This window comes from Streptomyces sp. NPDC036984 (genome assembly GCF_055607665.1).
Genome location: NZ_JBVJRL010000031.1, coordinates 70854 through 93302, shown reverse-complemented (window position 1 = coordinate 93302; position 22449 = coordinate 70854). Strand labels below are relative to the sequence as shown.

The 22449-nt window shown below is 72.4% G+C and carries 20 protein-coding genes and 4 pseudogenes; 10 read left to right on the top strand and 14 right to left on the bottom strand.

Features of this window, described 5'->3' with window-relative positions; genetic code table 11:
* Both ACZ7DL_RS35830 and ACZ7DL_RS35825 read right to left on the bottom strand, forming a co-directional pair.
* A partial coding sequence (locus ACZ7DL_RS35830; protein ID WP_470780777.1) for a tetratricopeptide repeat protein occupies positions 1–2058 on the bottom strand: 2058 nt, incomplete at its 3' end.
* Between the two features lie 413 nt (positions 2059–2471).
* Positions 2472–3617, bottom strand: coding sequence for an LmeA family phospholipid-binding protein (locus ACZ7DL_RS35825; RefSeq protein ID WP_470780774.1), 1146 nt, complete (start codon positions 3615–3617; stop codon positions 2472–2474).
* A gap of 68 nt (positions 3618–3685) precedes the next feature.
* Between ACZ7DL_RS35825 and ACZ7DL_RS35820 the strand changes: the two are divergent.
* Together ACZ7DL_RS35820 and ACZ7DL_RS35815 are read left to right on the top strand one after the other, a co-directional pair.
* A pseudogene (locus tag ACZ7DL_RS35820) lies at positions 3686–4038 on the top strand (MarR family transcriptional regulator).
* An 88-nt stretch (positions 4039–4126) separates the two neighbouring features.
* Positions 4127–4330 carry a hypothetical protein gene (locus ACZ7DL_RS35815; RefSeq protein ID WP_470780772.1) on the top strand — a complete coding sequence of 68 codons (204 nt, stop codon included), beginning with the start codon at positions 4127–4129 and terminating at the stop codon, positions 4328–4330.
* 163 nt (positions 4331–4493) lie between these two features.
* Here ACZ7DL_RS35815 and ACZ7DL_RS35810 read toward each other — a convergent pair whose 3' ends face one another.
* Positions 4494–5252, bottom strand: coding sequence for an MBL fold metallo-hydrolase (locus ACZ7DL_RS35810; RefSeq protein ID WP_470780769.1), 759 nt, complete (start codon positions 5250–5252; stop codon positions 4494–4496).
* A 100-nt stretch (positions 5253–5352) separates the two neighbouring features.
* Positions 5353–6329 (bottom strand): annotated as a pseudogene (locus tag ACZ7DL_RS35805) (GlxA family transcriptional regulator).
* A gap of 193 nt (positions 6330–6522) precedes the next feature.
* On the opposite strand from ACZ7DL_RS35805, the pseudogene ACZ7DL_RS35800 reads away from it, so the two are divergent.
* Positions 6523–6720 (top strand): annotated as a pseudogene (locus tag ACZ7DL_RS35800) (IS5/IS1182 family transposase); the annotation flags it as partial.
* A gap of 202 nt (positions 6721–6922) precedes the next feature.
* Here the strand turns inward: ACZ7DL_RS35800 and ACZ7DL_RS35795 are convergent.
* Entirely contained in the window at positions 6923–7999 is a 1077-nt protein-coding gene (locus ACZ7DL_RS35795; protein WP_470780768.1) for a response regulator, read from the bottom strand.
* Positions 7992–8249 (bottom strand): hypothetical protein, encoded by a 258-nt coding sequence (locus tag ACZ7DL_RS35790; RefSeq protein ID WP_470780766.1) that lies wholly within the window; start codon positions 8247–8249, stop codon positions 7992–7994. The genes ACZ7DL_RS35795 and ACZ7DL_RS35790 overlap by 8 nt, the downstream gene beginning before the upstream one ends.
* 16 nt (positions 8250–8265) lie before the next feature.
* On the opposite strand from ACZ7DL_RS35790, the pseudogene ACZ7DL_RS35785 reads away from it, so the two are divergent.
* The 4 genes and pseudogenes from ACZ7DL_RS35785 to ACZ7DL_RS35770 all read left to right on the top strand — a co-directional run.
* A pseudogene (locus ACZ7DL_RS35785) lies at positions 8266–8739 on the top strand (ETEC_3214 domain-containing protein); the annotation flags it as partial.
* A gap of 66 nt (positions 8740–8805) precedes the next feature.
* Positions 8806–9039, top strand: a complete 234-nt coding sequence (locus ACZ7DL_RS35780) for a hypothetical protein (protein WP_470780800.1) — start codon at positions 8806–8808, stop codon at positions 9037–9039.
* Positions 9039–9311 (top strand): hypothetical protein, encoded by a 273-nt coding sequence (locus ACZ7DL_RS35775; RefSeq protein ID WP_470780764.1) that lies wholly within the window; start codon positions 9039–9041, stop codon positions 9309–9311. The genes ACZ7DL_RS35780 and ACZ7DL_RS35775 overlap by 1 nt, the downstream gene beginning before the upstream one ends.
* 248 nt (positions 9312–9559) lie before the next feature.
* On the top strand, positions 9560–10069 hold the full coding sequence (locus tag ACZ7DL_RS35770) for an ATP-binding protein (RefSeq protein ID WP_470780762.1): 510 nt from the start codon (positions 9560–9562) through the stop codon (positions 10067–10069).
* Between the two features lie 164 nt (positions 10070–10233).
* On the opposite strand, the gene ACZ7DL_RS35765 is transcribed toward ACZ7DL_RS35770, so the two are convergent.
* From ACZ7DL_RS35765 to ACZ7DL_RS35730, 8 genes are all read right to left on the bottom strand, one after another.
* The gene (locus tag ACZ7DL_RS35765) at positions 10234–10494 is read right to left on the bottom strand and encodes a GlsB/YeaQ/YmgE family stress response membrane protein (protein ID WP_470780760.1); all 261 of its coding nucleotides are present in this window, start codon (positions 10492–10494) and stop codon (positions 10234–10236) included.
* 151 nt (positions 10495–10645) lie between these two features.
* Complete coding sequence (locus ACZ7DL_RS35760) at positions 10646–11005, bottom strand: STAS domain-containing protein (protein ID WP_470780798.1); 360 nt, start codon at positions 11003–11005, stop codon at positions 10646–10648.
* A gap of 165 nt (positions 11006–11170) precedes the next feature.
* On the bottom strand, positions 11171–11494 hold the full coding sequence (locus ACZ7DL_RS35755; RefSeq protein WP_470780757.1) for a B12-binding domain-containing protein: 324 nt from the start codon (positions 11492–11494) through the stop codon (positions 11171–11173).
* Positions 11491–13089 carry a PP2C family protein-serine/threonine phosphatase gene (locus tag ACZ7DL_RS35750; protein ID WP_470780755.1) on the bottom strand — a complete coding sequence of 533 codons (1599 nt, stop codon included), beginning with the start codon at positions 13087–13089 and terminating at the stop codon, positions 11491–11493. The genes ACZ7DL_RS35755 and ACZ7DL_RS35750 overlap by 4 nt, the downstream gene beginning before the upstream one ends.
* Before the next feature lie 313 nt (positions 13090–13402).
* Positions 13403–14419: a DUF5914 domain-containing protein gene (locus tag ACZ7DL_RS35745; protein ID WP_470780752.1), complete on the bottom strand. Its 1017-nt coding sequence runs from the start codon at positions 14417–14419 to the stop codon at positions 13403–13405.
* Positions 14416–15438, bottom strand: a complete 1023-nt coding sequence (locus ACZ7DL_RS35740) for a phytoene/squalene synthase family protein (RefSeq protein ID WP_470780750.1) — start codon at positions 15436–15438, stop codon at positions 14416–14418. Before ACZ7DL_RS35740 ends, ACZ7DL_RS35745 begins: the two co-directional genes overlap by 4 nt.
* Positions 15435–16976 (bottom strand): phytoene desaturase family protein, encoded by a 1542-nt coding sequence (crtI, locus tag ACZ7DL_RS35735; RefSeq protein WP_470780748.1) that lies wholly within the window; start codon positions 16974–16976, stop codon positions 15435–15437. Before crtI ends, ACZ7DL_RS35740 begins: the two co-directional genes overlap by 4 nt.
* Entirely contained in the window at positions 16973–18436 is a 1464-nt protein-coding gene (locus ACZ7DL_RS35730; protein ID WP_470780746.1) for a polyprenyl synthetase family protein, read from the bottom strand. The genes crtI and ACZ7DL_RS35730 overlap by 4 nt, the downstream gene beginning before the upstream one ends.
* A 278-nt stretch (positions 18437–18714) precedes the next feature.
* Between ACZ7DL_RS35730 and ACZ7DL_RS35725 the strand changes: the two genes are divergently transcribed.
* Genes ACZ7DL_RS35725 through ACZ7DL_RS35715 form a run of 3 tightly spaced genes read left to right on the top strand, consistent with a single transcriptional unit; the run spans position 18715 to position 22255 of the window.
* A complete protein-coding gene (locus tag ACZ7DL_RS35725) occupies positions 18715–19938 on the top strand; it encodes a lycopene cyclase family protein (protein ID WP_470780745.1) in 1224 nt (407 codons plus the stop codon).
* Positions 19935–20690 carry a class I SAM-dependent methyltransferase gene (locus ACZ7DL_RS35720; protein ID WP_470780743.1) on the top strand — a complete coding sequence of 252 codons (756 nt, stop codon included), beginning with the start codon at positions 19935–19937 and terminating at the stop codon, positions 20688–20690. The genes ACZ7DL_RS35725 and ACZ7DL_RS35720 overlap by 4 nt, the downstream gene beginning before the upstream one ends.
* Positions 20687–22255: an FAD-dependent oxidoreductase gene (locus tag ACZ7DL_RS35715; RefSeq protein ID WP_470780741.1), complete on the top strand. Its 1569-nt coding sequence runs from the start codon at positions 20687–20689 to the stop codon at positions 22253–22255. The genes ACZ7DL_RS35720 and ACZ7DL_RS35715 overlap by 4 nt, the downstream gene beginning before the upstream one ends.
* Positions 22256–22449 lie beyond the last annotated feature (194 nt).

Here is a 22449-nt window from a genome sequence, read left to right as displayed (position 1 = left end):
GGTCAGTGTGTGGGGGTGGTCGTGGCCCAGCAGCCGCTCCCGGTCGGTGAGCACCTGCTCCAGCAGCTGGATGGATTCGCTGGTCCGTCCGGCCTTCCGGTAGGAGACGGCGAGGTTGGCGCGGGCGGTCAGGGTGTCCGGGTGGCCGTGTCCCCGCAGCCTCTCCTGGTCGGCGACCACCTGCTCTTCCATCACGATGGCTTCGTCGTTCCGCCCCGCCTGCCAATAGGAGGCGGCGAGATTGGCGCGGGCGGTCAGCGTGTCCGGGTGGTCGTGGCCCAGCAGCCTCTCCCGGTCGGTGATCACCTGCTCTTCCATCACGATGGCTTCGTCGTTCCGCCCCGCCTGCCAATAGGAGGCGGCGAGATTGGCGCGGGCGGTCAGGGTGTCAGGGTGGTCGTCGCCGAGCAGCTGCTCGCAGTCGGCGACCATGGCGCTCCAGTAGGTCACGCCCGGGCCGGGCAGATTGGCGTTGAGGAGGCTTACTCCTGCGAGGTGAAGAACCGTATGACTTTTGCCTGACCAGAGAGCGTCACCGGCATGCGTGCTGACCGAGTCGGTGTTGGTACGGAGAACACCGGCGAGTTCGCGCTGTGCGTGGTCGGCTTCGGGCCAGATGCCGACGAGACCATCCGCTGCCGCGGTGATGACGGTTCGGTGCTCGTCGGCTGGGGTGGATTCGCGTACTGCTCGGGCGGTGAGGGCGTGGGTGCGTACGGCACGATGACCGTCGGCTGAGCCGTCGTAGCTGATCACGCCGTACCGGTCAAGGAGCAGGAGCGCTCCGCGTACTTGGTCGTTGGTCAGTGGCTGCGACGTGCTTCTGCGCCGTCGCAGGACACCGGCCCTCTTCGGGCGGCCCGCGCGCTGCCGCGCGGTGAGGTAGGTGGCCAGGGCGGGAGTGTCCCAGAGGGCGGCGGGGTGCCCGGCGGGATCGAGGACAGCGACAACGCGGAGTGCGGCGCGGGCCAGGTGGCCGAGAGGATCCTGGTCGGTGGCGTCGAGAGCGAGGAGCAGCGTGGTGGTGATCTCCCGGCCGTAACGTTCGCTGTCGGCCCAGCGGGGGAGGAGTTCGTCCAGGCGGCCGGCCTGGTCGGTGAACCGTTCGAGATAGGTCCGGCAGGGAATGCCCTCGCGGATCATGTAGGCGGCGGCGTGGCCCAGTGCCAGTGGCAGGTGGCCCAGAGCTTCCACGAGTGCTGTCGCCTGGTCGTCGACCAGGTCACCTTTGGTGGTGTGGGCGAGGCGGGTGGTGAGGTACGCCGTGGCCTCTTCGGAGCTGTAGACGTCCACGTCGATCCGGGCGCGTCCACCGCCGGTGAGGCGCGGGTCGTTGAGCCGGGTGGTCGCCAGAGTCCATCCGTTGCCGCGCGGGTTGTCGGGCCACCAGGGCTCCACGGCTGCGGGGTCGGTGATGTCGTCCAGGACGATCAGCCAGCTCCGGTCGGTGCCGGACAGCCAGGCCAGGAAGGCCTGGGCGTCGGCGACCTGGTCCCGGCCGGTGCAGCCGGGCGCCTGGACACTCAGCGCTGCCTGGGCGTACGCGATGACGACCTGCTGGCTGTCGCTCGCCGATGCCCACAGCACCAAGTCGGTGCGGTCCCTGATCGCCTCGCGGGCGTAGGCCGCGGCCAACTGCGACTTGCCGACTCCTCCGCCCCCCGACATCACGTGCGCCGACGTCCCGAGCCGCTGCGGGACGTGAGCGGCCGGTTCGCGCTCGGCCGGGTCGCTGGCCGGTACGACGGCTTCGCCATGCCCGCGGGCCTGGTCCATCTGGTCGCGGAGGCCGGCGCGGGGCTGGAACGCTGACGCCAGAATCGGCACCGTGCCGATGACCATCGGCCACTGCACCTGGTGGTGACCGCGACGGATCGTTACGTACTGCTGCCCGATGTAGTGGGCCTGGCTGTGGGGGCCCACCGCGGATCCGACGATGCCGCCGCCGGCGGCGACTCCGCCGGCGCGCGCGACCACCTCCGTGTACGGCATCACAGGCTCCGTCTTCTGGGTGGAGGCAGCCGTGTCGTCGCGGCGCCGCCGCGAAAGCCAGGTCATCACCGGCTGTCCTCCCCGAGGACGCTGTCGGTGATGTCTCCGCCGACGGTGACTCCTCGTACCACGCCCACCGTCGTGAGACCGGCCACCACAGCAGCCACTGTGACCCGGACCCGCGCCGCCCCCGACACCGCCATACCTGCCCTTCCCGCGCATCGCCTCACCGGACGATGCCGCCCCACCAGAACCGACGCTTCGTCAGCTGGGACAGAGGAGGAAACCGTAGCGCTCAACCACAGTTCCAGGCACACGTTCCACGCGGCCGGCCCGAGAAGGGGCTGCTCCGACGGCCGGCCGCAACGACCGCACCCCGTTCGGCAGGCGCCGGACCGCGTGGGTGTGGCGCGCACACTCCCCAGCTCCTGTGCGTCGCGCGCACCTGCACGGACGGTGCACGGGGCGGTACGGCGGGCTCAGCTGCCCAGGATCAGCCCCGTCCCCCGCACATCGGCTTGGATACCGTCCCTGCCCACAGTCACCTTGCGCAGCCGGAGGGAACCCGAAGGCGGCTCCGGGAGCTGGAAGGAGAAGGAGAAGCGGTCGGCGATCCGCGGGCGGGTGAGCTTGGTCAGCGCGGTGAACAGGGACGGGTCGAGGCCCAGGCGCTCGAGGAGTGCCGGATGGGTCAGCGCCGTGTCCACGAGGTTGACCCGGGTCAGGCCGTGCAGGAAGCGCGGCGCGCCCGTGAGCCGGTGCAGCCTGTCCTCGTCGCGCAGCGCGGCGCGTACCGTGCCGTCGGGCACGCCCAGACGGTGCGCGATCTCCGGGATGCCCAGCAGTGCCTTGATCTTCCCCGCCTCCCGCGTGATCCGGCGTGCCGAGGCCCGGGTCAGATGGAGACCCTCGGTCGGTCCGGTGCCGGGGCGGTACGTCGCGAGGTCTCCGATCTCCAGCCGTATGCCGTCCACGGCGGTGGCGATGCCGCGCTGCCCGGCGCGCCGGACCCGGGCCTCGGCACGTACCCGCACGTCGTGTCCCGCGATGCGCAGAGCGCCGCGCGCCTGGACCCGGCCCGCCCCGTGAGCGGTGAAGGCCACCTGCGAGGCGCCCAGTTCCCGGTTCATGTCGGCGAACGACAACAGAACACGTCCTTGCATCTGCTGAACGAGCGCGCCGCGCACCGCGGTCGGTCCGTCGCCCCGGATGCGTATGCCGTGTGCCGTGGCGGTGACCTGGGTGAGGGCGACCCGGTGGGCCGGTACGTCCGGGACCGTGACCCGGACCGAGTCCAGGCGCCCCGCGGCCAGCTGTGTCAGGAACGGGAAGCCGCCGATCCGTACCTCGGGGGCGGCGGCGAGATGCAGTTGGTCCTTGAGCCGCTCGGAGGCCTGGCGCTCGGCGTACAGCAACGCCCAGCGGTCGGCGAGGGTGACGAGGCAGCCGAGGGTGAGCACCCAGGCGAGAGCCTTCACCAGGGTGGGCAGTCCGGTGGCACGGTTGCGGCGGCGGTTGCGACGCCGGTGGCCGGGGGGCGTCCGCGGCTTCTCGACCTCGCCGCGCGGGGCCGCTGTGCTGCGCTCGTGAGTGGGTCGATGCGTCTTCATGTGGGGGGTACGCATCGGCAGATTCGATCACACACACCTCGTCGGCCCGCAAGCCCTACCTGAAGTAAGGCATGGAATAGCCCATTTCGAGGTCCCAGCTGCGTGTGCTGCTCATCGTCGAGCCCCATGAGGGCATCGTCTTGCGCACCCTCGCCGACTCCCGCGCCTCCACCCCGCCGTCCACCAGCCGGCTGTGCGACCGGCTGGAGGCCGCCGGTTTCGCCGACCGCGTGGTCGGCCTCACCGACGGGCGCGAGGTGCGGCTGCATCTGACCAGCCCGGGGCACGCCTTCCTCGACGACCTGCGTGCCCTCAGGGAGAGGCAACTTCAGCAGGTGCCGACGCTGATGCCCGCGTCAAGCGGGCCGCGCTGCCGGAAGGACTGGAGGCCTTCTGCGCCGCGGCGGCCAGCGAGCATCGCCTGCACCCTCATTGACCAGTTCGCCGCTGGCCGCACCAACGCCGGAGAGCTGCACGACCACCACTGAAGGTTGATCCTCCAGTTCCGGTAGGCTCACCGCATCATGGAACAGCTGCCCGAGAGTGTGGACCGCGACATCCTGGAGCGCCGGATCATCTTCGCGCTCAGGACGATCCGCGAAACGTTGGGCTGCACGCTTCACCAGGCACTCGACGTCTTCGCGCAGCGGTACGAGGAACTCCGCCGCGACCGCCCGGACGACTTCCATGTGGGCCGGGAAGAGTACGGCCGAGGCTTCTACTCCTGATCACCGGTATCGGTCTCCGCTGACCAGCACGCTTTCCCATCCCGTGCTGGGGGTTCGGACGGATCTGCTCAGTTGGTCTCCCCGTCCGTGAGACCGGGCGGGCAGGCAGGTCAGGCGGGACGGGAGGTCACGCCGTGCGGCCTACAGCGCCATTTCCCGCCGGTCAGGCTGCGTCGCCTTCCGAGCGGGGGGATATCCGCCCGGTTGCTTCGAGCCGGGACAGTCGCTTGTGTTCCCGGGCGGCCCAGCGCCGGACTCGATCCGGCTCCAGCGGGGTGCCGTGCCCGACATGGAGTCTGGTGGGATCGAGGGCAAGCATCTTCCGCAGGCTGGCCAGGTTGTGCAGCGGATCGTCGTGGAAGGGAGGGTTGGCGGGCCTGCCCGGAATCAGCCCGAAGAAGGAGTTGGCGACCAGGTCGCCGGCGACGAGGTCTCCTTGGTCGGTGAGGACGGAGATCGAGCCGGCCGTGTGTCCGGGGGTGGGCATGATGCGCGCTGCGATCCCGAAGTCCGCCAGGCCCGTCTCACCGCGTACGAGGACGTCGGGCCCGAACGTTTCGGCCTGGATGTACAGGTTCTTGTTCCTGGCCATGAGGCGGCCCATCGGACCGGTGGGCAGATACGGTTCGCGGACCCGGCCGCTGCGGAAAGTCCCGAGGTCGGCGATGTGTCCCGCCACTGGTGCCCCGGTCAGGCGGTGCAGTTCGGCGGCGGAGCCGAAGTGGTCGATGTGACCGTGGGTGATGACGATCAGCGACACGTCGGTGGGGTCCACACCGTGCGCGGCGACCTGCTCGTAGATCCTTCGGCCACTGCCGGGGGTACCCGCGTCGACGATGACGGGCCGGCGTCCGAGCAGCAGGTATGCGTTGATGTTGTGCCGGCCCATGACCGGAATCGGGACGACCTTGGTTTGGGGCACTGTTTTCTCCCAGGTGTGTCGTGTCGTGCCGCTGGTGCGGGCATGACCGTGTTCCGCCGGGCGGCGGTCCGCGGGCGGTCGGGATGGCGATGCGTTGGAGTCAGAGGAAGCGGCGCCGGTATGCGGCAGGGGTGGTCCCCAGGCGGCGCCGGAAGGAACGGTGCAAGCTCTCCACGGAGCCGAGGCCGCTGAGAGCCGCGATCTCCGGCAGGCCGAGTTCGCTGTCCTGGAGCAACCGGCGGGCGGCCTCCAGCCGGACGGACTCGACGTAGGCGGCCGGGGTGGTGGCCGTACGCCGGCGGAACAACCGGGAGAAGTGGCGCACGCTCAGGTGCAGTCGTGCGGCAAGCACGTCCGCGGAGAGATCGTCGGTGAGGTGTTCGCCGATCCACACACGCAGCTCGTCGATCCGGTCGCCGGTGTCGCCCGGCACCGCCAGCGGGACACTGAACTGGCTCTGGCCGCCTGCGCGTTTGACGTACATGACCATGATCCGGGCCGTGGCCAGGGCGAGTTCGCTGCCGTGGTCCTCAGTGACCATCGCCAGGGCCATGTCCATCCCGGAGGTGATACCGGCGCAGGTCCACAGCCGGCCGGCCCGGATGAAGATCGGGTCTGGATCGACGGTGACACCCGGGTGGTCGGCGGCCAGCCGCGCGGCCGTGAGCCAGTGGGTCGTGGCGGTCAGGCCGTCCAGCAAGCCCGCCGCGGCCAGCAGGTGGGCGCCCGCGCAGATGGAGCCCGTCCGGTGGATCCGGGGCGCCGCTTCACGCAGCCAGTCGATGATCCTCTTGTCGAGCACCGGCTCGACACCGTGGTCGTCCACGTGGATGGCACCCGCCACGAGCAAGGTGTCCACGTTGCCGCTCACCTCGTCGAGCGTCAGGTCGGCCGTCAGTTGGACTCCGCTGGAGGTGACCACCGGGGCACCGTCGGCGGTCGCGATCTGAACAAGTAGCCGGGCCGGTCGGTGCCGGCGACTCGCGTGGCCACCGAGAACACCTCAGCCGGACCCGTGACGTCGAGCAGTTCGACACCCGGGAAGGCGACGATGACGACTCTGTGCGGTTGGAGCATGCGTTGATCATTTCCCCCCGTCGCAGTGGCCGCAATGACCACGTTCTGTCAGATCCGGCCATGGGGCCCACCAAGCTCTGGGACGGGGCTGCTCGAAGAGCGACATCATGGGCGCCTTTCAGGCTCTCCGGCCGGCCCCGACCCGTCGGAGCGGACAGGCCCGTCACTTTGTTATATGGCGAACCAACGGAAGTGGCAGGCCGTTCATGATCGCCACCGGCGAGGGTCGGCGGACGGCACAGGGGAGAAGATCCTTCGGACCGTCCATACGGACGCCGACGTGGAAGGGCGGATCGACCGGAGTGTGGTGAGCATGGATTCCACGGTGTGCCGTGCCCATCAGCGTGCGGCCGGGGCCCGACACCGGCCGGCACGGGTGCCAGGACGGCGCAGTGGCTGCGGTCCGACTCCGGCTCCGCTCGTGACTCGCCTGACAGTCTTGGGGGCGGCCGGGCGCCGCGCTCTGGACCGACCAGGGGAACGTACGCCGACTGCCCGGGTCCGACAGCGGTACCCCGGTGCCGTGGACGGGCACGCCCGGTCCCGTACCTTCTTCGTGTACGGGACCAGGCGGTGCTGTGCCTGCCCGGGGCCTATTGGCTGTGTCGCTCCAGGTAGATGGAGGTGAACACGGCGACCTTGGCGCGCAGCGCCCACGGGTCGAAGGGCTTGCTGATGTAGTCGACTGCGCCGGCCGCGTATCCGCGGGCGGAGTGCTCGGAACCGGTGCCCATCGCAGTCAGGAAGATGATGGGCACGTCCCGGGTCCTCGGGCGGCGTTTGATGTGAGCGCAGGTCTCGTAGCCGTCCATCTCCGGCATCTGCACGTCCATGATGATGACGGCGAAGTCGTCGTGGTCGAGCAGGGCCTTGAGGGCCTCCCGGCCTGAGGAGACGGTGACGAGCTCTTGCTCGAGCGTTGCCAGAACCGCGGTCATCGCCAGCAGGTTGTCCGGCTGATCATCCACGATGAGGATCTTGGGCATGTGCTGCCGCCCCGCCGGCAGCACCGCCTCTGTGGCCTGCTCGACGGCCTCCAGCTGGCGTTCGAGCAGATCACAGCGGCCCTCCGCCGCAGCACGCTGAGCCTGTGCCTCGCGGAGGGCCGCTCCGAGTCGCTCGACCTCCAGCTGGAGCGCGTTCCGCTCCTGGATGAGGCCGAAGACATCGGGATGTGCCTCCGCGAACTCGTCCGCCCGCTTCTGCTCCGCAATGCGGTCGGCCTCCAGCTGGTTGAGCCGCGTCTCGAGGTCGGCGATGCGCTGCGTCCGGTCCAGCAGCGCATCGCCCAGGACGTCACCGTGGACGCTGGACCGCCGGGAGACATGGTCCGCGTCGGCCAGTTGCTGCTCAAGGATCTCCACCGCGTGCTTGGGCGACGAGGCGGCGTCCACGGCCGATCCATACAGGCCCCGCACCAACTCGATGGCCTCGGTGGTGACTGCGGTCCCACGATGCTCGGCAACATCGGTGAAGAGATCGCTGATCACCTGCCACGGAGGTAACCGGGTGCCGTTCAGGTAGCGAGAGACCGTGCCCGGATCGAGCCGGCGCCGAGCCGCGTACCGACGGACGGACACGTGAAGGCTCTCGAACAACTCGCGCAACGCCTGAGCCAATGCCCGGGAAGCATCGTTGAGGTCGTCTCCCAGAGGCCGCAGCTCACCCATTGCTCTCCCCCTCGGCCGTGCCGGCACCCACGCGAGCCGGTGGCTGGACAGCGCTGTCCTCGGTGGCGATGAGGCGGTTGAAGAACGGCACGGCCGGTCCCGTAGCGGCGAGGCCTGCGAGCAGGCTCCGTGCGGCCCCTTCCCCGGCGACGGCCGTCAGGCCGCTTGCCACCGCGCCGGTGAGCAGGGCGAGCAGAAAAACCAGGGTCGATCTCAGTGACAGCAGTGGGCGGTCCACCGTGTTCTCCATTCATCAATCCACCGCGATGCGGCGCGACTTGGTTCCCTCCGGCCGATTGCGGACGGAGGAACCAGGATGGATGAAGCCAGGGGGCGTTGCAGTCCACGATCACAAGAGGGGCAATGCACACTGCCTGTTGCGCACGGCGTTTTCCGCCGTTCACGGCACGGTCCTGGCCGGTCAAGAGCGTGGTGGTGCCGCCCGTTGCCAGAACGTTGCTCTGCAACGCTGTCGATGCCCAGCAACGCCCGACGTCGTGCGGCAGCTCGGGCAGCCGGCGTGGGCGAACCCGGAGCGGCCGCGCGTACGAGTGGACCAGACGGTGATCCGGCTGGGGAAGACGCCCTTCACGGCTCTCACCGACCATGCTGAATACCACCGTGCCTGGCTCGGCAGCCGACGGTTCGGATACCTGGAATGCCACTGCTTCGGCAACCCCGGCGGGTACCGCTGGTGGTACGTCGGCGTCAACGACCGCGGCTCGTTCGTTCGGAACGGTCCCCAGGGGCCGAAGCGGCCGATACCGTTGGGGGAGACGTCAGGTCCGCGCCCTACGGAGCCCTCGATGAGCGAACAGCCGGCCTCCGCCGATCACGCCCGGCAGCAGCTGGAGCCCGCGGCCGCCGATGCGGTGCGCGCGTATGCGGCCAAGACCCGAGCCGAAGCCGACCAGTTCGCCGCTGTCCTGGAGGACATCGCCACCAACGGCTTGCCTTCGGTGGAGGACTGCACGCCGTGGGAGGAGCTGCGCGAGGCCCACCTCTCCCGGCTCACCACGCAGCGCCCGGCCGTCGCCTGATGGCCCCGCAGTCCGGCCCGCGCCGTGCCAGGATCACCTTCGCCGACTCCGCCGCCAAACAGCTGGAGAACATCACCGAAGAGGCGGAGATCCACGCCCTGGACCGCGCCCTGGTCGTCATCTCCGTCGACCCCGACGTCGGCGAACCGATTCCCGGCGCCACCGCCGGCCCCCGGTTGCGCCGGTACACCGACGAAGTCGAAGCCGTCCGGGTCCTGTACTTCGTCACCGCCCTGCGCACCGTCGTGGTCGTCGCCTACATCGAGGTCTAGGGTCGGCGGCCTCTCCGGGCGACGGCGGCTCCGGATACCCCGAGAGTCGTGGGATCCTGGGGCGGCCCGGTCGTTCCGTGGGGTCGGCGGTCTGCGCCCGTGGCCCCGAGTACCCGTACCATTTCGGCGGGCTTCGGTTCCGAGAGGTCCGGCCGCCGGGATGCAGGCGTGCCCGGAGATGCCGTCCGGTGCAGGACATGTCCGGCTTCCCAGCGGGTAGACGTGCGCCCAGGAACGGGGGAGCGCGGATGGAGTCGGTGAAGGCAGGGCTTGGCGGTGAGGGTGTGACCGGCCCCGAGCCGATGCACGAGATCGTCCCACTGGACGGTCAGGGCGCGTGCATCGCCGAGGCGCGTCGTCATGCGGCCGGTTTCCTGGCCCGGGTGCAGGGGGAGTACGGGCTGCCGGTATCGGCGCGCGCGATGGATGTGACCCGGCTGGTGGTCAGTGAGCTGGTCACCAACGCCCGCAAGTACGCGCCCGGTCCGCTGCTGTTGGAGCTGCGGGTCGTCGGCGGCCTGGTCGAGGTGGTCGTGTGGGACAGCGATCCGGCACTGCCGGTGGCCCAGGCGGCTGATCCGGGCCGCGTCGGGCAGCACGGACTGGAGATCGTGATGGCGGTCGTGCAGGACTTCGAGGTCCGAAGGGAGCCGGTGGGCAAGCGCGTCACCGCCCGTATCGCCCTGGCCGACGGGGCCGGGCGGGTCCCGCACCGGCCGCGCCCCCCGACAGGCGAAGCACGGGTCCCTACGGACTGAACCGGAGCCACCGCGACCACGGTCCGGGGCACCACGCCACCCCGGAACAGCGGCCGACGGCACGAGGGCGACGGAATGCACGGGGAAAGCAGGGCTACCGTGGCTTCGACTGCCGTATCCGCTCCGGCCGTTCGGCCGGCGGGCGAGCGGCCGGAGCGGGTGGGTCAGGCGTGCCGTCGGGCCCACATCGGGCTGACCAAGGAGATCAGGGCTGCCGCGACGCCGATCTGGAGGATGTGGCGGATCCAGTCGACGCCCCCGGTGTCCCGCACCCCGAAGCCGGTGGCGAGCGCGTTGCCGGCGACACCGCCGAGGATGCCGAGAATGACCGTCAGCCACAGTGGAATCGGCTGGCGTCCGGGGATGACGAGCTTGGCCAGCAGTCCGATGACGAGTCCCGCGATGATGGCCCAGAGGAACGACACGGCCTCTCCTTTCCTTCACCGAAAACGCATGGGCACGGACGATTCGTGCCTTGTATGGGTGCGTCCTGCGGGTGCCCCGACTTGCCGCTCGCACGCCTGTCCCGGCACCGGCGAGTTCTTCGGCATCGCCCGCGGACGGGGACGGTTCGGCTCAGGTGCCGTCCGCGCGCATGGCCCTGCTGCGGGAATCGGTGATCGTGAAGTGCTCCCGCGTACCGGTGAGGGAGAAGAGCCGGTCGACCGCCGGGTGGAGGGGGCCGAGCAGGATCAGTTCGCGGCCGGTGGCCTGGTGGCGGCGCCAGGTGTCGAGGAGCGCGTTGAGCAGCCCGCTGTCGGCGAAGGTGATGCGGGAGAGGTCCACCACGGTGACCGGACGCGCGGCGTCGTCGGCTTCTGCCCAGGCGGCCTGGAGCAGGTCGTTCTCGTCGTAGTCGATCTCACCGCGAACCGTGATCTCGAACACTCGGTCATGGCAGGTCACCTGCACGGTAGCCCTGCTTTCCCAGTGCATTCCGTCGCCCTCGTGCTGTTGGTCGGTGTCCAGGTGGCGTGACGCCACCTGGCTTTGCGTGTTCTCCTACCCCGTCCGGGCCATGATTTGCCCCAGGACAAGTGTTGCTGACGTCGGGCGACGGGGAGACCGCGGCGCCGGACCGGAGCGACGGTCAGCCGCAGGTCAGGTGGCGTTCTCGTCGGTGGCGTCCGCGTCCTGGCCCGGCCGGGCGGTGAGCTGGGCGAGAGCGCCGGTCCGGCGCAGGAGGCGTTCGTTGATGGCGGTCCCGGCGTGCTCCTGAGCCACCGTCAGGCGGTCGGCGGCCCACTCGGTGCCGATCCGGCCCTGCACCGCGGCGATCACGTCGAGGAGCAGTGTCTCTTCGTCCACCCCTTCGGCCCGGGCCCGCTGGACGACGTCGACGGCCGTGTACTCCTCGCCCTGGGTCACGGCCTGCCACAGGTCGTCCACCAGGCCGTCGGCGCTGATCGCCGCGGGAGCGCTCACCCGCTCCTCTTCTTCGTCGTGCCGTCGGTGCGGCCCGGGGCGCCCGCCACCGTCGGATCCGCTGTGCGGGGCGCGCCGATCGCGAGGGTGGCGATGTCGTCGTGGCTGCCCGGCCCCACCCACCGGTCGGTCAGCATCTGGATCCGCTCGACGACCGCCTCGGCGGGCATCCCCGCGCACTCGGCGAGGACCCGCTTCAGCCGGTGATCGCCGAACAAGTCCTCCCCCAACGGGCCGCCGCGGGCCTCGGTGACGCCGTCGGTGTAGAGCAGACAGGTCTCCCCGGGGCCCAGCGTCACCTCGGCGGTGACGGCGGTGACCTCGGGCAGGGCGCCGATGAGGGATCCGCGGGTGGCGGCCTCCTCGACGGTGCCGTCATTGCGGACGATCAGCGGAGCGAGATGCCCCGCGCTGGTCAGGCGCAGCTCCACCGCGCTGCCGCGACGGCGGACGGAGGCCAGTACGAGGGTGGCGAACCGGGTGTGATGGGAGGACAGCAACGCCTTGTTGAGCAGGGTCAGCATGCGTGCGTGGTCGGCGGCGAGCGGCAGCAGCGCATGCACGGTGTTACGGATCTTCCCGGTCATGACCGCGGCGTCCAGGCCCTTTCCGGCCACGTCCCCGAGCGCCACGAGCGTCTCCTCGGCGGGACCGGCGCCGGGGTGGAGGTCGTAGAAGTCCCCGCCGATCCGTTCGGTGTCCCGCGCCGGACGGTAGGCCCCCGCGTACTCCACTCCGTGCACGCTCTCCAGCCGCGGTGGCAGCAGTTCCCGCATCAGCGTGGCGGTGACGGTGGCCTGCTCCGTGTACAGACGCGCGGCCGACAGGGCGGCCCCGGCCCGGGCGGCGAAGAGCCGGGCGAAGAGTTCCTCGTCGCCGCTGAACGCCTGTTCGCCGCTGGCACGCAGCAGAACGAGCGCGCCGGCCGGCACACCGTGCCCGGGCAGCGGAGCGACGATGACGGAGCCCACCGGCTCGGAGAAGTCCGCAGGCCGCACCCAGCGGGGCAGGTCGGCCGGGTTGATCCAGCGCGCCGGCAAGGGCGGGAACCCATTCAGGGCCTCGGCCAGGCCCGGCACGTCGTGCACGTCGTGCACGTCGACCGACGCGGTCACACGGGTCACCGGCCCGCCCCGGTACGCGTACGTCAGCTGGTGGCGGCGACCCTGCGGCGGGGCGACGATCAGAGCGGCCTCGGCGAGGTGGTCGGTGGCCATGCGGGCCGTGGCCTCCATGCACCGCGTCACGTTCAGCGTCGACAGCAGCTGGCTGGAAACATCGGCCAGCAGAGCGGAGCGCTGCCGCGCGTCGGCCAGGGCCGCCTCCGCACGTCGGCGGTCGGTGTCGTCGACGAGCCACCACACCACCTCTTCGTCGCCCGTCGGGGTCGGGTGGGCTTCGAAGAACCGGTCCGCGACGGCGCCGGCCGTTCGTCCCGCGCCGCCGGAACTGTCGTTCGTCAACCGCGCGTGAGCCTCGGCCAGCCAGGGCGGCACGGTGTCGCACAGTCGGTCGCCGCGGGCCGCGTCCGGCCACAACAGCCGTGCGGCGGCGTTCAGTTCGACCATCCCGCCGCCCCGGTCGGCGACGATCACCGGGTACGGGGCATCAGCCCAGGCCGCGCCGAGACCGCCTGCGACACCGCGAGGACCCGTGGGGTATCCGCTGGAACCAAACACACGCGGGGACGCGCCGCGGACGCGCCCCACCACCTCTCTGCGACGGAGAACAGATGCCTTGCGGCAACAGTCGCGCATGATGCCGCACGAGGCAAGCCGCTCCGACCCGGCAGCGGGCACCACCCATGACAGAGAGGAACCGGCAGAGGAGCCGGCGATGAAGGTGCGTGCGTCGGCCCCGCGCTCGTTGTGGGGACCCGCAGTGCCACGCCTTCGCCCGGCCCTCCGCTCAGCCCGGAAAGCGTCCCGTGGAGCGCAGTCGCCAGCGTCGTTCGGCGTAGGCGAGGTCGTCTCGCCACAGGCGCCCCGCGGCCGCGCGGACGAGCGGCCGCAGCAGGGGTGCCGCCCGCCGGGCGACCGCGAAGCCCGGCCGGTCGGAGACGGCCAGCACGGCTTCGGTCACCGCGGTCCGCGGCCGGCCCAGCTCGTCCGGCCCGAGGGGTGTGGCGTGGGTCTCGACCACGGAACCCGCGCCCTCACCCTCGGTGATGCGCATGACGACCGTGCGCGGTTCGGGAGCCGTGAACACCGCCCGGACCGGTACGACCAGGCGCCCCGCCACTTTGAAGGAGACGTCCACGGTGAAGCCGTCGTCGGCCCCGCTCCCGGAGCCGTCGGGTGTTCCGGCCACGGCGAGGTCGACGAACGCATACGGATGGAACCACGCACCGTGCCACGGGTCGAGCCGATTGGCCACGACATCCTCGGCCTCGCAGACTCCCGTGCCGGCGTACACGGTTGTCAGCGCATGCGCCCGCTCGGGCCGACGCACGGCGACCGGTGCGTCCAGCGGCGCCTCACCGCCCACCTCGTCCAGCCGTACCCACAGCAGGACGCCGTCGTCGTGCACCGGCAGCGGAGCCCAGCCCGCGTACGGGGTGCCGTCCAGAGCCAGTCCGTGCCAGTGGCACACCAGGGTGCCGCAGCGGACGGGACTGTCCCGCAGCGGTGCGCCGAGGTGCGGGCAGACCCCGGGGCCGCCCGCCAGGCGGCCGTCGGGACCGCGCCAGACGACCACCTCCTGCCCTGCCACGGTCCGGGCGAGCGGGCGGTCCTCCCGCAGGTCGCAGGACGCGCCGACCACGTACCAGTTGCCGGACGGGCGGCCCTGCGCCCGCTTCAGCGCCTCCGCGATGACGGCGGGCCTGGCAGCGCGCCAGGTGGGCCGCTGGCGCTCCCACGGCACCGGCCGCCGGCGCAGCGACAGCGGAAGACGGCCGCGCCGGCCGGACGGGACGGGGTTCACCTGACCTCCTTCGCGGCCGGCGGGCACGATGCGCCGTGCGCCGGAGCGTGCGGCACAGGCGCCGCCGCGGGACGCCGGGCAGGGCGCCCGGCACGCAGTCGCGCGCCGACCGCCCGCAACAGGCCGTCGCCGGCGACCACCGCGCGGCGCCGGCGCGGAACCACCGCGCGGCGGTGCAACACCGCGTAACCGTCCTGGGCGACCGCGTCCAGGATGCCCCGGTACAAGACGAACGCGGTACGGATACACGGGCGCGACACCGGCGCCAGCATGCCGAGGCCGGGCAGCGCCTCCCGGTAGACCCCGCGCGTCAGCGACTCGAACTCGCGCAGCGCGGCCGAGATCCGGGGCTCGTGCCGGCCGGTGTCCCGGCTCCACCGCAGCAGTTCCCGGTCCACTCCATGGCCGGCCAGCAGATCGGCGGGCAGATAGACGCGTCCGCGGTCCAGGTCCTCGCCGACATCCCGGAGGAAGTTGCTCAGCTGGAAGGCCACGCCCAACGCCGCCGCGTACGGCGCGGCCTCCTCGCGCGGCACGACCGTGCCCAGGACCGGCAGCATCTGGAGCCCGATCACCGCGGCCGAGCCGTGCATGTAGCCGCGCAGGTCGGCGTAGGTGGCGTAGTCGGTCACGGTCAGATCGGCGCTCATCGCGGACATGAAGTCGTGGAACAGCGCGTGCTCGATGCCGTAACGGCGTGCGGTGTCGGTGAGCGCCAGGACCACCGGCTCGTGGCTGTGCCCGTCCCGCAGCCCCTGCTCCAGGCTCCGCCGCAGTTCCGTCAGAGTCGCCGCCTGCCGCCGAGTGTCGGCGCGGGAGCCGGGACAGTCGACGAGGTCGTCGGCCCAGCGGGCGAAGCCGTACAGGGCGTGCACGGCGGGTCGGCGTTCGACCGGCAGCAGCCGGGTGGCGAGGAAGTACGTCTTTCCGTGCCGCGCGTTGAGAGCACGGCAGTGGCGGTATGCCGCGCGCAGCGCCCGGTCGTCGATCCCCGCCGCGGCCAGTTCGCGGTCCGTCATACGGTGGTCGCCTCCCCGTGCGCCGGCGCGGTGTGCGGCACGGCGGGTGCCGGGTTCGGCAGGCCGGTGATCCGTGCGGCGGCGAGCTTGCCGGACACCAGCACGGTCGGCACGCCGACGCCCGGTGTGGTGCCGCAGCCGGCGAGGACGGCGTTCTCGGTGCCCCGTACCAGGTTCCGCGGCCGGAACGGCCCTGTCTGGGAAAAGGTGTGGGCGGCCGAGAAGGGCGTCCCCGCGGCGTGGCCGGCGGCCTGCCAGGTGGCCGGGGTGACGAGACACTCCTCCTCGACGGCGGCCTCGATGCCGTCCAGACCGCGCCGTTGAAGCTCCCGCAGCAGCGTCCGACGGTAGCGGGGGCCGAGTTCGCCCCATGCGACGGCATCCGGTCCGATGTCGGTGTTGGGGCAGGGCGCGAGGACGTAGTGCAGATGGCGGCCCGGCGGAGCGAGCCCGGGGTCGGTGGTGGTGGGCCGGGTGACGAGCAGCGACGGATCGCTCATCAGCCTCCCGGCGCGGGTGAGTTCGGTGAACGTGGTGTGCCAGGCCGCGCCGAAGAAGAGCGTGTGGTGCGCCAGCTGCGGCCAAGTGCGGTCCGTTCCGGCGTGCAGCACCACGGCGGACGGTGCGTGCCGCAGTCGCAGCGGGCGCCGGGGCCGGCGGCCGAGGAGCCGGTAGGCGACGGGCAGGTCCGGGGTGAGGACGACGGCGTCGCAGGGGATGCGGTCCCGGTCCGTGACGACGGCGGTGACGCGGTCCCCCGAGCGTTCCAGACGGGTCACCTCCTGCCCGTACCGCAGGTCCGCGCCCGCGTCGGCGGCGGCGTCCGCCATGGCCCGCGGCAGGGCGTGCATGCCGCCCCGCGGGAAGTACACACCGGCGACGGTGTCCATGTAGGCGATGACGGCGTACGCGGCCAGGGCGCGGGCGGGCGGCACCCCCGCGTACAACGCCTGGAACGAGAAGACCCGGCGCAGCCGTTCGTCCCCGAGGAACCGCCCGATCCGGGCGTCCAGCCGGCCGAAGCCGCCGAGCGCGGCCAGCCGGGCCAGGTCGGCGTTCAGCAGATTCAGCGGGGAGTCGAAGTTCGCGTCGATGAAACGGCGCATCTGCGCCCGGTGCAGCCTCCCCAGCCAGTCGCGCAGCCTCCGGTAACCGGCCGCCTCACCCGGACCGGCGAAGCGCTCCACCTCCGCCGTCATCGCGTCGGCGTCGGTGTGCACGTCGAGCGTGCTGCCGTCCGCGAAGCGGGCCCGGTAGGCCGGGTGCAGGGGGATCAGTTCGACCCGCCGGTGCAGGCTGTCGCCGACGGCCGCGAAGGCCTCCTCGGCAAGGTCGGGCATGGTCAGCACGGTGGGACCGGTGTCGATCCGGTAGCCGGCAAGGTCGAGGCGTCCGGCCCGGCCGCCGGGCAGCACGTCCCGCTCGACGACGGTGACGCGGCGTCCGGCGCCCAGCAGGTGCAGGGCGGCCGACAGCCCGGCGAGGCCGGCTCCCACCACCACGACGTGGTCGGTGCGTCCGCGCAGTGTGCGCCTCATCGGCCGGACTCCTTCGCGCCGGAGGGGGCCGGGGGCGGCGACACGGCCGGATCCGGTCCGGGGTGTGGGTGGTTGCTGTCGTCGTGGGTCGGTTCGGGGTGTGGGTGGTTGTTGTCGTAGGAGGTCGGTTCGGGGTGTGGGTGGTTGTTGTCGTAGGAGGTCGGTTCGGGGTGTGGGTGGTCGGTGTCGTAGGAGGTCGGCCCGAGGCGCGGGCAGCTGCCGTCGTGGGACGCCGCTCCGCCGGCCGCGGCAGTGAGCAGCCGGCGCAGCCGGTCCCCGGCGGCGGGTTCGAGACGGGCCCCGTCGAGGTGACGCAGACCCCGGGTCACCAGCCGGCCGATCCAGCCCTCGACCGCGGCGCGGGCGCCCGTCCGGGTCAGCACCTCCCTGACTCGGTCGAGATCCGGCCCGGTGAGACCGGCGTCGCCGAGCGAGCCGCGCAGTACGGCCAGCGCACTCCGGTCGCCTGTGGCCTCGGCCCGCATCCGTGCCAGAGCGACGAGACACGTCGGCTTGCCCTCGCGGATGTCCCCGCCGCACGGTTTGCCGGTCCGCCGGGGGGCGGTGAAGACATCGTCCAGGTCGTCGCGCAGTTGGAAGGCCACCCCGACGCGGCGGCCGGCCGAGCACAGCGCGCGCGTCGTGGCCTCGTCCGCACCCGCCAGCGCGGCGCCCAGCACCAGGGGCCGCTCGACGGAGTACCGGCCGCTCTTGAGGCAGGCCGCGCGCAGCGCCCGCGACAGGGAGTACGACTCCGTGATCTGGCCCTGGGCGTCCAGATACTGACCTGCCACCATCTCCGTGCGCAGGTCGCTCCACAGCCGGCGTACGACATGCCCCGCCGGGAGATCGAGCGGTGTCTCGGCCACCAGGTCGTCCGACCAGGCGAGCGCCAGATCACCGGCCAGCAGCCCGCCCGCCTCCGCGAAGCGGGCGACCCGGCTAGGGGAGGCCGAGCCGGCGTACCGGGCGCCCAGATCGGCGTGGAGCGCCGGCCGGCCGCGCCGCAGTGGCGAGCCGTCCATCAGGTCGTCGTGCACCAGGGCGCAGGTCTGGAGCAGTTCGAGTGCGGCACCGATCCGCAGGGCCGCCGCCACCGGCGCCTCCCCGGTGCCACCGCAGGCACGGAACGTCCACCACAGAAGCTGTGAGCGCAGGCGTTTGCCGCCCGCCCGGGTGAACCACGCGACCCGGTCGGCCAGTTCCTCGGCGAACAGGGCGTCCAGGGCATGGGCCCGGGCGACGCGGTCGTCCAGGACGTGATCGAGCACCCGGCCGACGGCGGCGGGCACGTCCGCGTCGACCACACGCGCCTCGACCGGGCCCGAGGGGATCGCACCCCGGGCTTCGTCCGTTCCCCCGTCCGGGCTCGCCCGTACGGGGGATCCCGAGAGGGGAACCGGGCGCGGGGCGGGCGGCGGCGCGACCGCATGGTGTTCCTTCGCCTGTGTGGGGCACATCCCGGTTCCTCTCGTCATGAGCACACAGCGGTTCGTCACCACGTCTTCGGCGCGTCCACCGGGCCTGGATGCGGCACCGGCCGAAGCGTGGCCGACCGTCTGCGGCCATGCCTTCCACCACCCGTGCCCGCCGTGACCGATGCGTGTCGCACCCGGGTGACCTGCATCCGTTCGGGCGCAGGAGCGGGAATACGCGCACAGCGAGCGAGGCGCACGGGCGGGAACGACCGCACATCGTGCGCGACGCGCACGGGAACGCGCAGCAGGAAGGAGCCGTCGTGTTCGAGGCGGAGGTGGCCGTTCTGGGCGGGGGAGCCGCCGGCCTGTCGCTGGCCCATCGCCTGGCCGGCCGTGTACGGGGGCTGCGGACGCCGTCCGTCGTCCTGGTGGACGCGCCGCCCGGCCCCCTGCGCCCGCCGCGCCGCACCTGGTGCTTCTGGGAGGCAGGTCACGGGCGCTTCGACGCCGCGCTGACGGCCGGCTGGGGGCGCCTGCGGGTACGGCCCCCCACGGGCGACCCGATCGAAGGGGACCTCGCGCCGCTGCGGTACAAGATGATCCGGTCCGACGACTTCGAGGACCTGGTCGGGCGGGACCTGGCGCGCAGCCCGAACGTGCGGCGGGTGGAGGCCGTCGTCGAGACGGTCGAGGACGTCGAGGGCGGAGCCCGGGTCCGGCTGCGGCACGCCGACGGCGCAGCACACGTGCTCAGCGCCCGCTGGGTGTTCGACTCCCGGCCGCTCGGCAGCGTGCCCGCCGCCCGTACCACGCTGCTCCAGCACTTCCACGGCTGGTTCGTCCGCACCGCACGGCCGGCCTTCGACCCCGCCGCCGTGGACCTCATGGACTTCCGCACCCCACAGCCCGCCGTCGGCCTGTCGTTCGGCTACGTCCTGCCCACCGGACCGCACGAAGCACTGGTCGAGTACACGGAGTTCTCCACCCGGCTCCTCACCGACCGCGGATACGCGGCGGCGGTGGGAAACTACGTCCACGACGTTCTGCGCCTCGGCGACACCCGCGTCCTGGCCACCGAGACCGGGGTCATCCCGATGACCGACGCCCCGATGGCACGGCAGGTCGGGGCCTCCGTCTTCCGTATCGGTGCCGCGGGCGGTGCCACCCGTCCCGCCACCGGCTACACCTTCGCCGGCCTGCAGCGGCAGACCCGGGCCGTCGCCGCCGCCCTGCGCCGGGGACGACGGCCCGTGCCGCCTCCCGCCCACTCCGCCCGCTCCCGCGCCATGGACGCCGTACTGCTGCGCGCCCTGGCCGGCGGCCGGGTCGACGGTCCCGCACTGTTCTGCGACCTGTTCCGCCGGGTGCCCGCGCCCCGGCTCCTGCGCTTCCTCGACGGACGCACCCGGCTGCGCGAGGACCTCGCCGTCGGCCTGCGCACCCCGATCGGCCCGATGCTCCGCTCGGCACTCGAACTGCCGGTCCTGCCCCGCCTCCCGTTCGACTGGCCCCCACCCGCACCACCGCCCCTGGAGACCGGATGACCCTGCTGCGCGACGAGGACCTCACCTCCGCGTTCGACCACGCCGCCCGCAGCTACGACGCGCTCGTCGCCGCCAACCCCGGCTACCACGCACACCTGCGGCGCTCGGTACGCCGGCTCGGCCTTCCCGGACATGGGGCGGGCCTGCGCCTGCTGGACCTCGGCTGCGGCACCGGCGCCTCGACGGCCGCGCTCCGCGCCGTCCTGCCGGCCGCCCGCATCACGGCCGTCGACGCCTCCGCCGGCATGCTGCGGCGGGCCGCGGCCAAGCCCTGGGCGGGCGAGGTGACTTTCGTGCGGGCCCCCGCGGAGTGCCTGGCCGAGGCCGGGGTGAGCGGGCCGTTCGACGCGGTCTTCGCCGCCTACCTCCTGCGCAACGTGTCCGATCCCGACGCCGTCCTCGCCGGCGTCCGTGAGCTGCTCGTGCCCGGCGGCCGGCTTGCCGTGCACGAGTACACCCTCAGTGGCCGCCGCTTCGACCGCGCGGTGTGGAGCGTGGTGTGCCGCGGCCTGGTACAGCCCGCGGCGTCCGTCCTCGGGGACGGCGGCCTGTACCGCCATCTGTGGCGCAGCGTCCTCGAGTTCGACACCGCCGACCGCTTCGCCGCCCGCGTCCGCGCGGCCGGCTTCGCGCACGTCCGGGCCTTGCCCCTGCCGGGCTGGCAGACAGGCATCACCCACACCTTCGTCGCCCGACGCCCTGAGACCGCCCGATGCCCCGAGACCACCCGACGCCCCGAGACCGCCCGATGAGCAGGGCCGGGCACCCGGACGCCCGTCCCGGCCGGGACCGGCGAGCGCGACTGCTGCCGGCCCGGCCCGGGCAGCGGCGCGTCGACGGCGCCCGCCCCACGACCGCCGTCGTCGGCGGCGGCATCGCCGGTCTGGCCGCCGCCACCGCGCTCGCCGAGCGCGGGGTGGCCGTGACGCTGTACGAGCGGCAGCCATATCTCGGCGGGCGCGCCGGCGGCTGGCCGACCAGGCTGCGGGACGGCACCCCGGTGACCATGAGCCGCGGCTTCCACGCCTTCTTCCGCCAGTACTACAACCTGCGCAGTCTGCTCCGTCGTACCGACCCCGGCCTGCGACGACTGACCGCCCTGCCCGACTACCCGCTGCTGCACGCCGGCGGCATGCGGGACAGCTTCCGACACGTCCCGCGCACCCCGCCGTGGAGCGCGCTCGGCTTCGCCGCGCTCAGCCCCTCCTTCGCCGTGCGGGATCTGCGCCGCATGGACCCGGTGGCGGCTCTGCCGCTGCTCGACGTCCGCGTCCCGGAGATCTACGACCGGCTCGACCACACCAGCGCCCACGACTTCCTCGACGCCGTCCGCTTCCCCGAGAAAGCCCGGCACCTCGCGTTCGAGGTGTTCTCGCGCAGCTTCTTCGCCGACCCCCGGCAGCTCTCGGCGGCCGAGATGGCGCTGATGTTCCACATCTACTTCCTCGGCTCCGCGGAGGGATTGCTGTTCGACGTACCGCGGGCGTCCTTCCCGTCCGCCCTGTGGCACCCACTGGCCGACCACCTCCGGCGGCACGGCGCCGACGTGCGCACCTCCACGGCCGTCGAACACATCACGCTGCGGCCGGGCGGCGGCTACCAGGTCACCACCGACCGGGACGAGCGCTACCACGACAGCGTCGTCCTCGCTCTGGACACCGCCGGTCTGCGCCGCGTCGTCGCCCGCTCGGACCGGCTGGGCGACGCCCCGTGGCGCGAGCGGATCGCCCGGCTGCGCAACGCCCCGCCGTTCCTGGTGACCCGGCTGTGGCTGGACCGGCCCGTGGCCCCCGGCCGGCCGGGTTTTCTGGGCACTGCCGGGTTCCCCGCCCTCGACAACCTCAGCGTGCTGGAACGCTGGGAGGACGAGGCCGCCCACTGGGCCGCACGCACCGGCGGGTCCGTACTGGAACTGCACGCCTACGCGGTACCGGCGCAGACGCCCCGGGACGTCGAGGAGAAGCGCCTGACCGAACAGCTGCACCGCGTCTACCCCGAGACGCGTGCGGCCACGATCGTCGACGTCCGCCACGAATGGCGCGACGACTGCCCGCTGTTCCCGGTGGGCGGCCACCGCGGCCGGCCGACCGTCCGCACCCCGGACCCGGGTCTCGTGATGGCCGGCGACCTGGTCCGCACCGCTCTGCCCGTGGCGCTCATGGAACGGGCCGCCACCACCGGCTTCCTGGCCGCCGACGCCCTGCTGGAACGCTGGGGACTGCGAGGAGTGCCCCTGTGGACCGTCCCCGACCGCGGCCGGAACGCCCTGCTGCGGGGCCTGGCCGGGTGGGGATCGAACACTCGGGCGGCACGTTGAGGCGGGTGCCGAGGCTCGCTCGGGGATCGGCCACGGCACCCGCCGTCCAGGGACCGGCCGAAGGGCCCGGCCCCGGTACCCCTCGCGGCTTCCCGGCGAGAGCCCCCCTACTCGGAGCCGTCCGGGTGATCGCGGCACACACCTGAGCCGGCGCCGCGCCCCCCTGCCGGGCCGCTGAGGTTGGGCTGCGCCAT

Bases quoted from the DNA above. Each gene is read 5' to 3' on its own strand.
- ACZ7DL_RS35825 (WP_470780774.1), bottom strand. From the start codon at position 3,617: ATGCGTACCCCCCACATGAAGACGCATCGACCCACTCACGAGCGCAGC.
- ACZ7DL_RS35815 (WP_470780772.1), top strand. From the start codon at position 4,127: ATGGAACAGCTGCCCGAGAGTGTGGACCGCGACATCCTGGAGCGCCGG.
- ACZ7DL_RS35795 (WP_470780768.1), bottom strand. From the start codon at position 7,999: ATGGGTGAGCTGCGGCCTCTGGGAGACGACCTCAACGATGCTTCCCGG.
- ACZ7DL_RS35790 (WP_470780766.1), bottom strand. From the start codon at position 8,249: ATGGAGAACACGGTGGACCGCCCACTGCTGTCACTGAGATCGACCCTG.
- ACZ7DL_RS35780 (WP_470780800.1), top strand. From the start codon at position 8,806: ATGAGCGAACAGCCGGCCTCCGCCGATCACGCCCGGCAGCAGCTGGAG.
- ACZ7DL_RS35775 (WP_470780764.1), top strand. From the start codon at position 9,039: ATGGCCCCGCAGTCCGGCCCGCGCCGTGCCAGGATCACCTTCGCCGAC.
- ACZ7DL_RS35770 (WP_470780762.1), top strand. From the start codon at position 9,560: ATGGAGTCGGTGAAGGCAGGGCTTGGCGGTGAGGGTGTGACCGGCCCC.
- ACZ7DL_RS35760 (WP_470780798.1), bottom strand. From the start codon at position 11,005: ATGCACTGGGAAAGCAGGGCTACCGTGCAGGTGACCTGCCATGACCGA.
- ACZ7DL_RS35740 (WP_470780750.1), bottom strand. From the start codon at position 15,438: ATGACGGACCGCGAACTGGCCGCGGCGGGGATCGACGACCGGGCGCTG.
- crtI (WP_470780748.1), bottom strand. From the start codon at position 16,976: ATGAGGCGCACACTGCGCGGACGCACCGACCACGTCGTGGTGGTGGGA.
- ACZ7DL_RS35730 (WP_470780746.1), bottom strand. From the start codon at position 18,436: ATGTGCCCCACACAGGCGAAGGAACACCATGCGGTCGCGCCGCCGCCC.
- ACZ7DL_RS35720 (WP_470780743.1), top strand. From the start codon at position 19,935: ATGACCCTGCTGCGCGACGAGGACCTCACCTCCGCGTTCGACCACGCC.
- ACZ7DL_RS35715 (WP_470780741.1), top strand. From the start codon at position 20,687: ATGAGCAGGGCCGGGCACCCGGACGCCCGTCCCGGCCGGGACCGGCGA.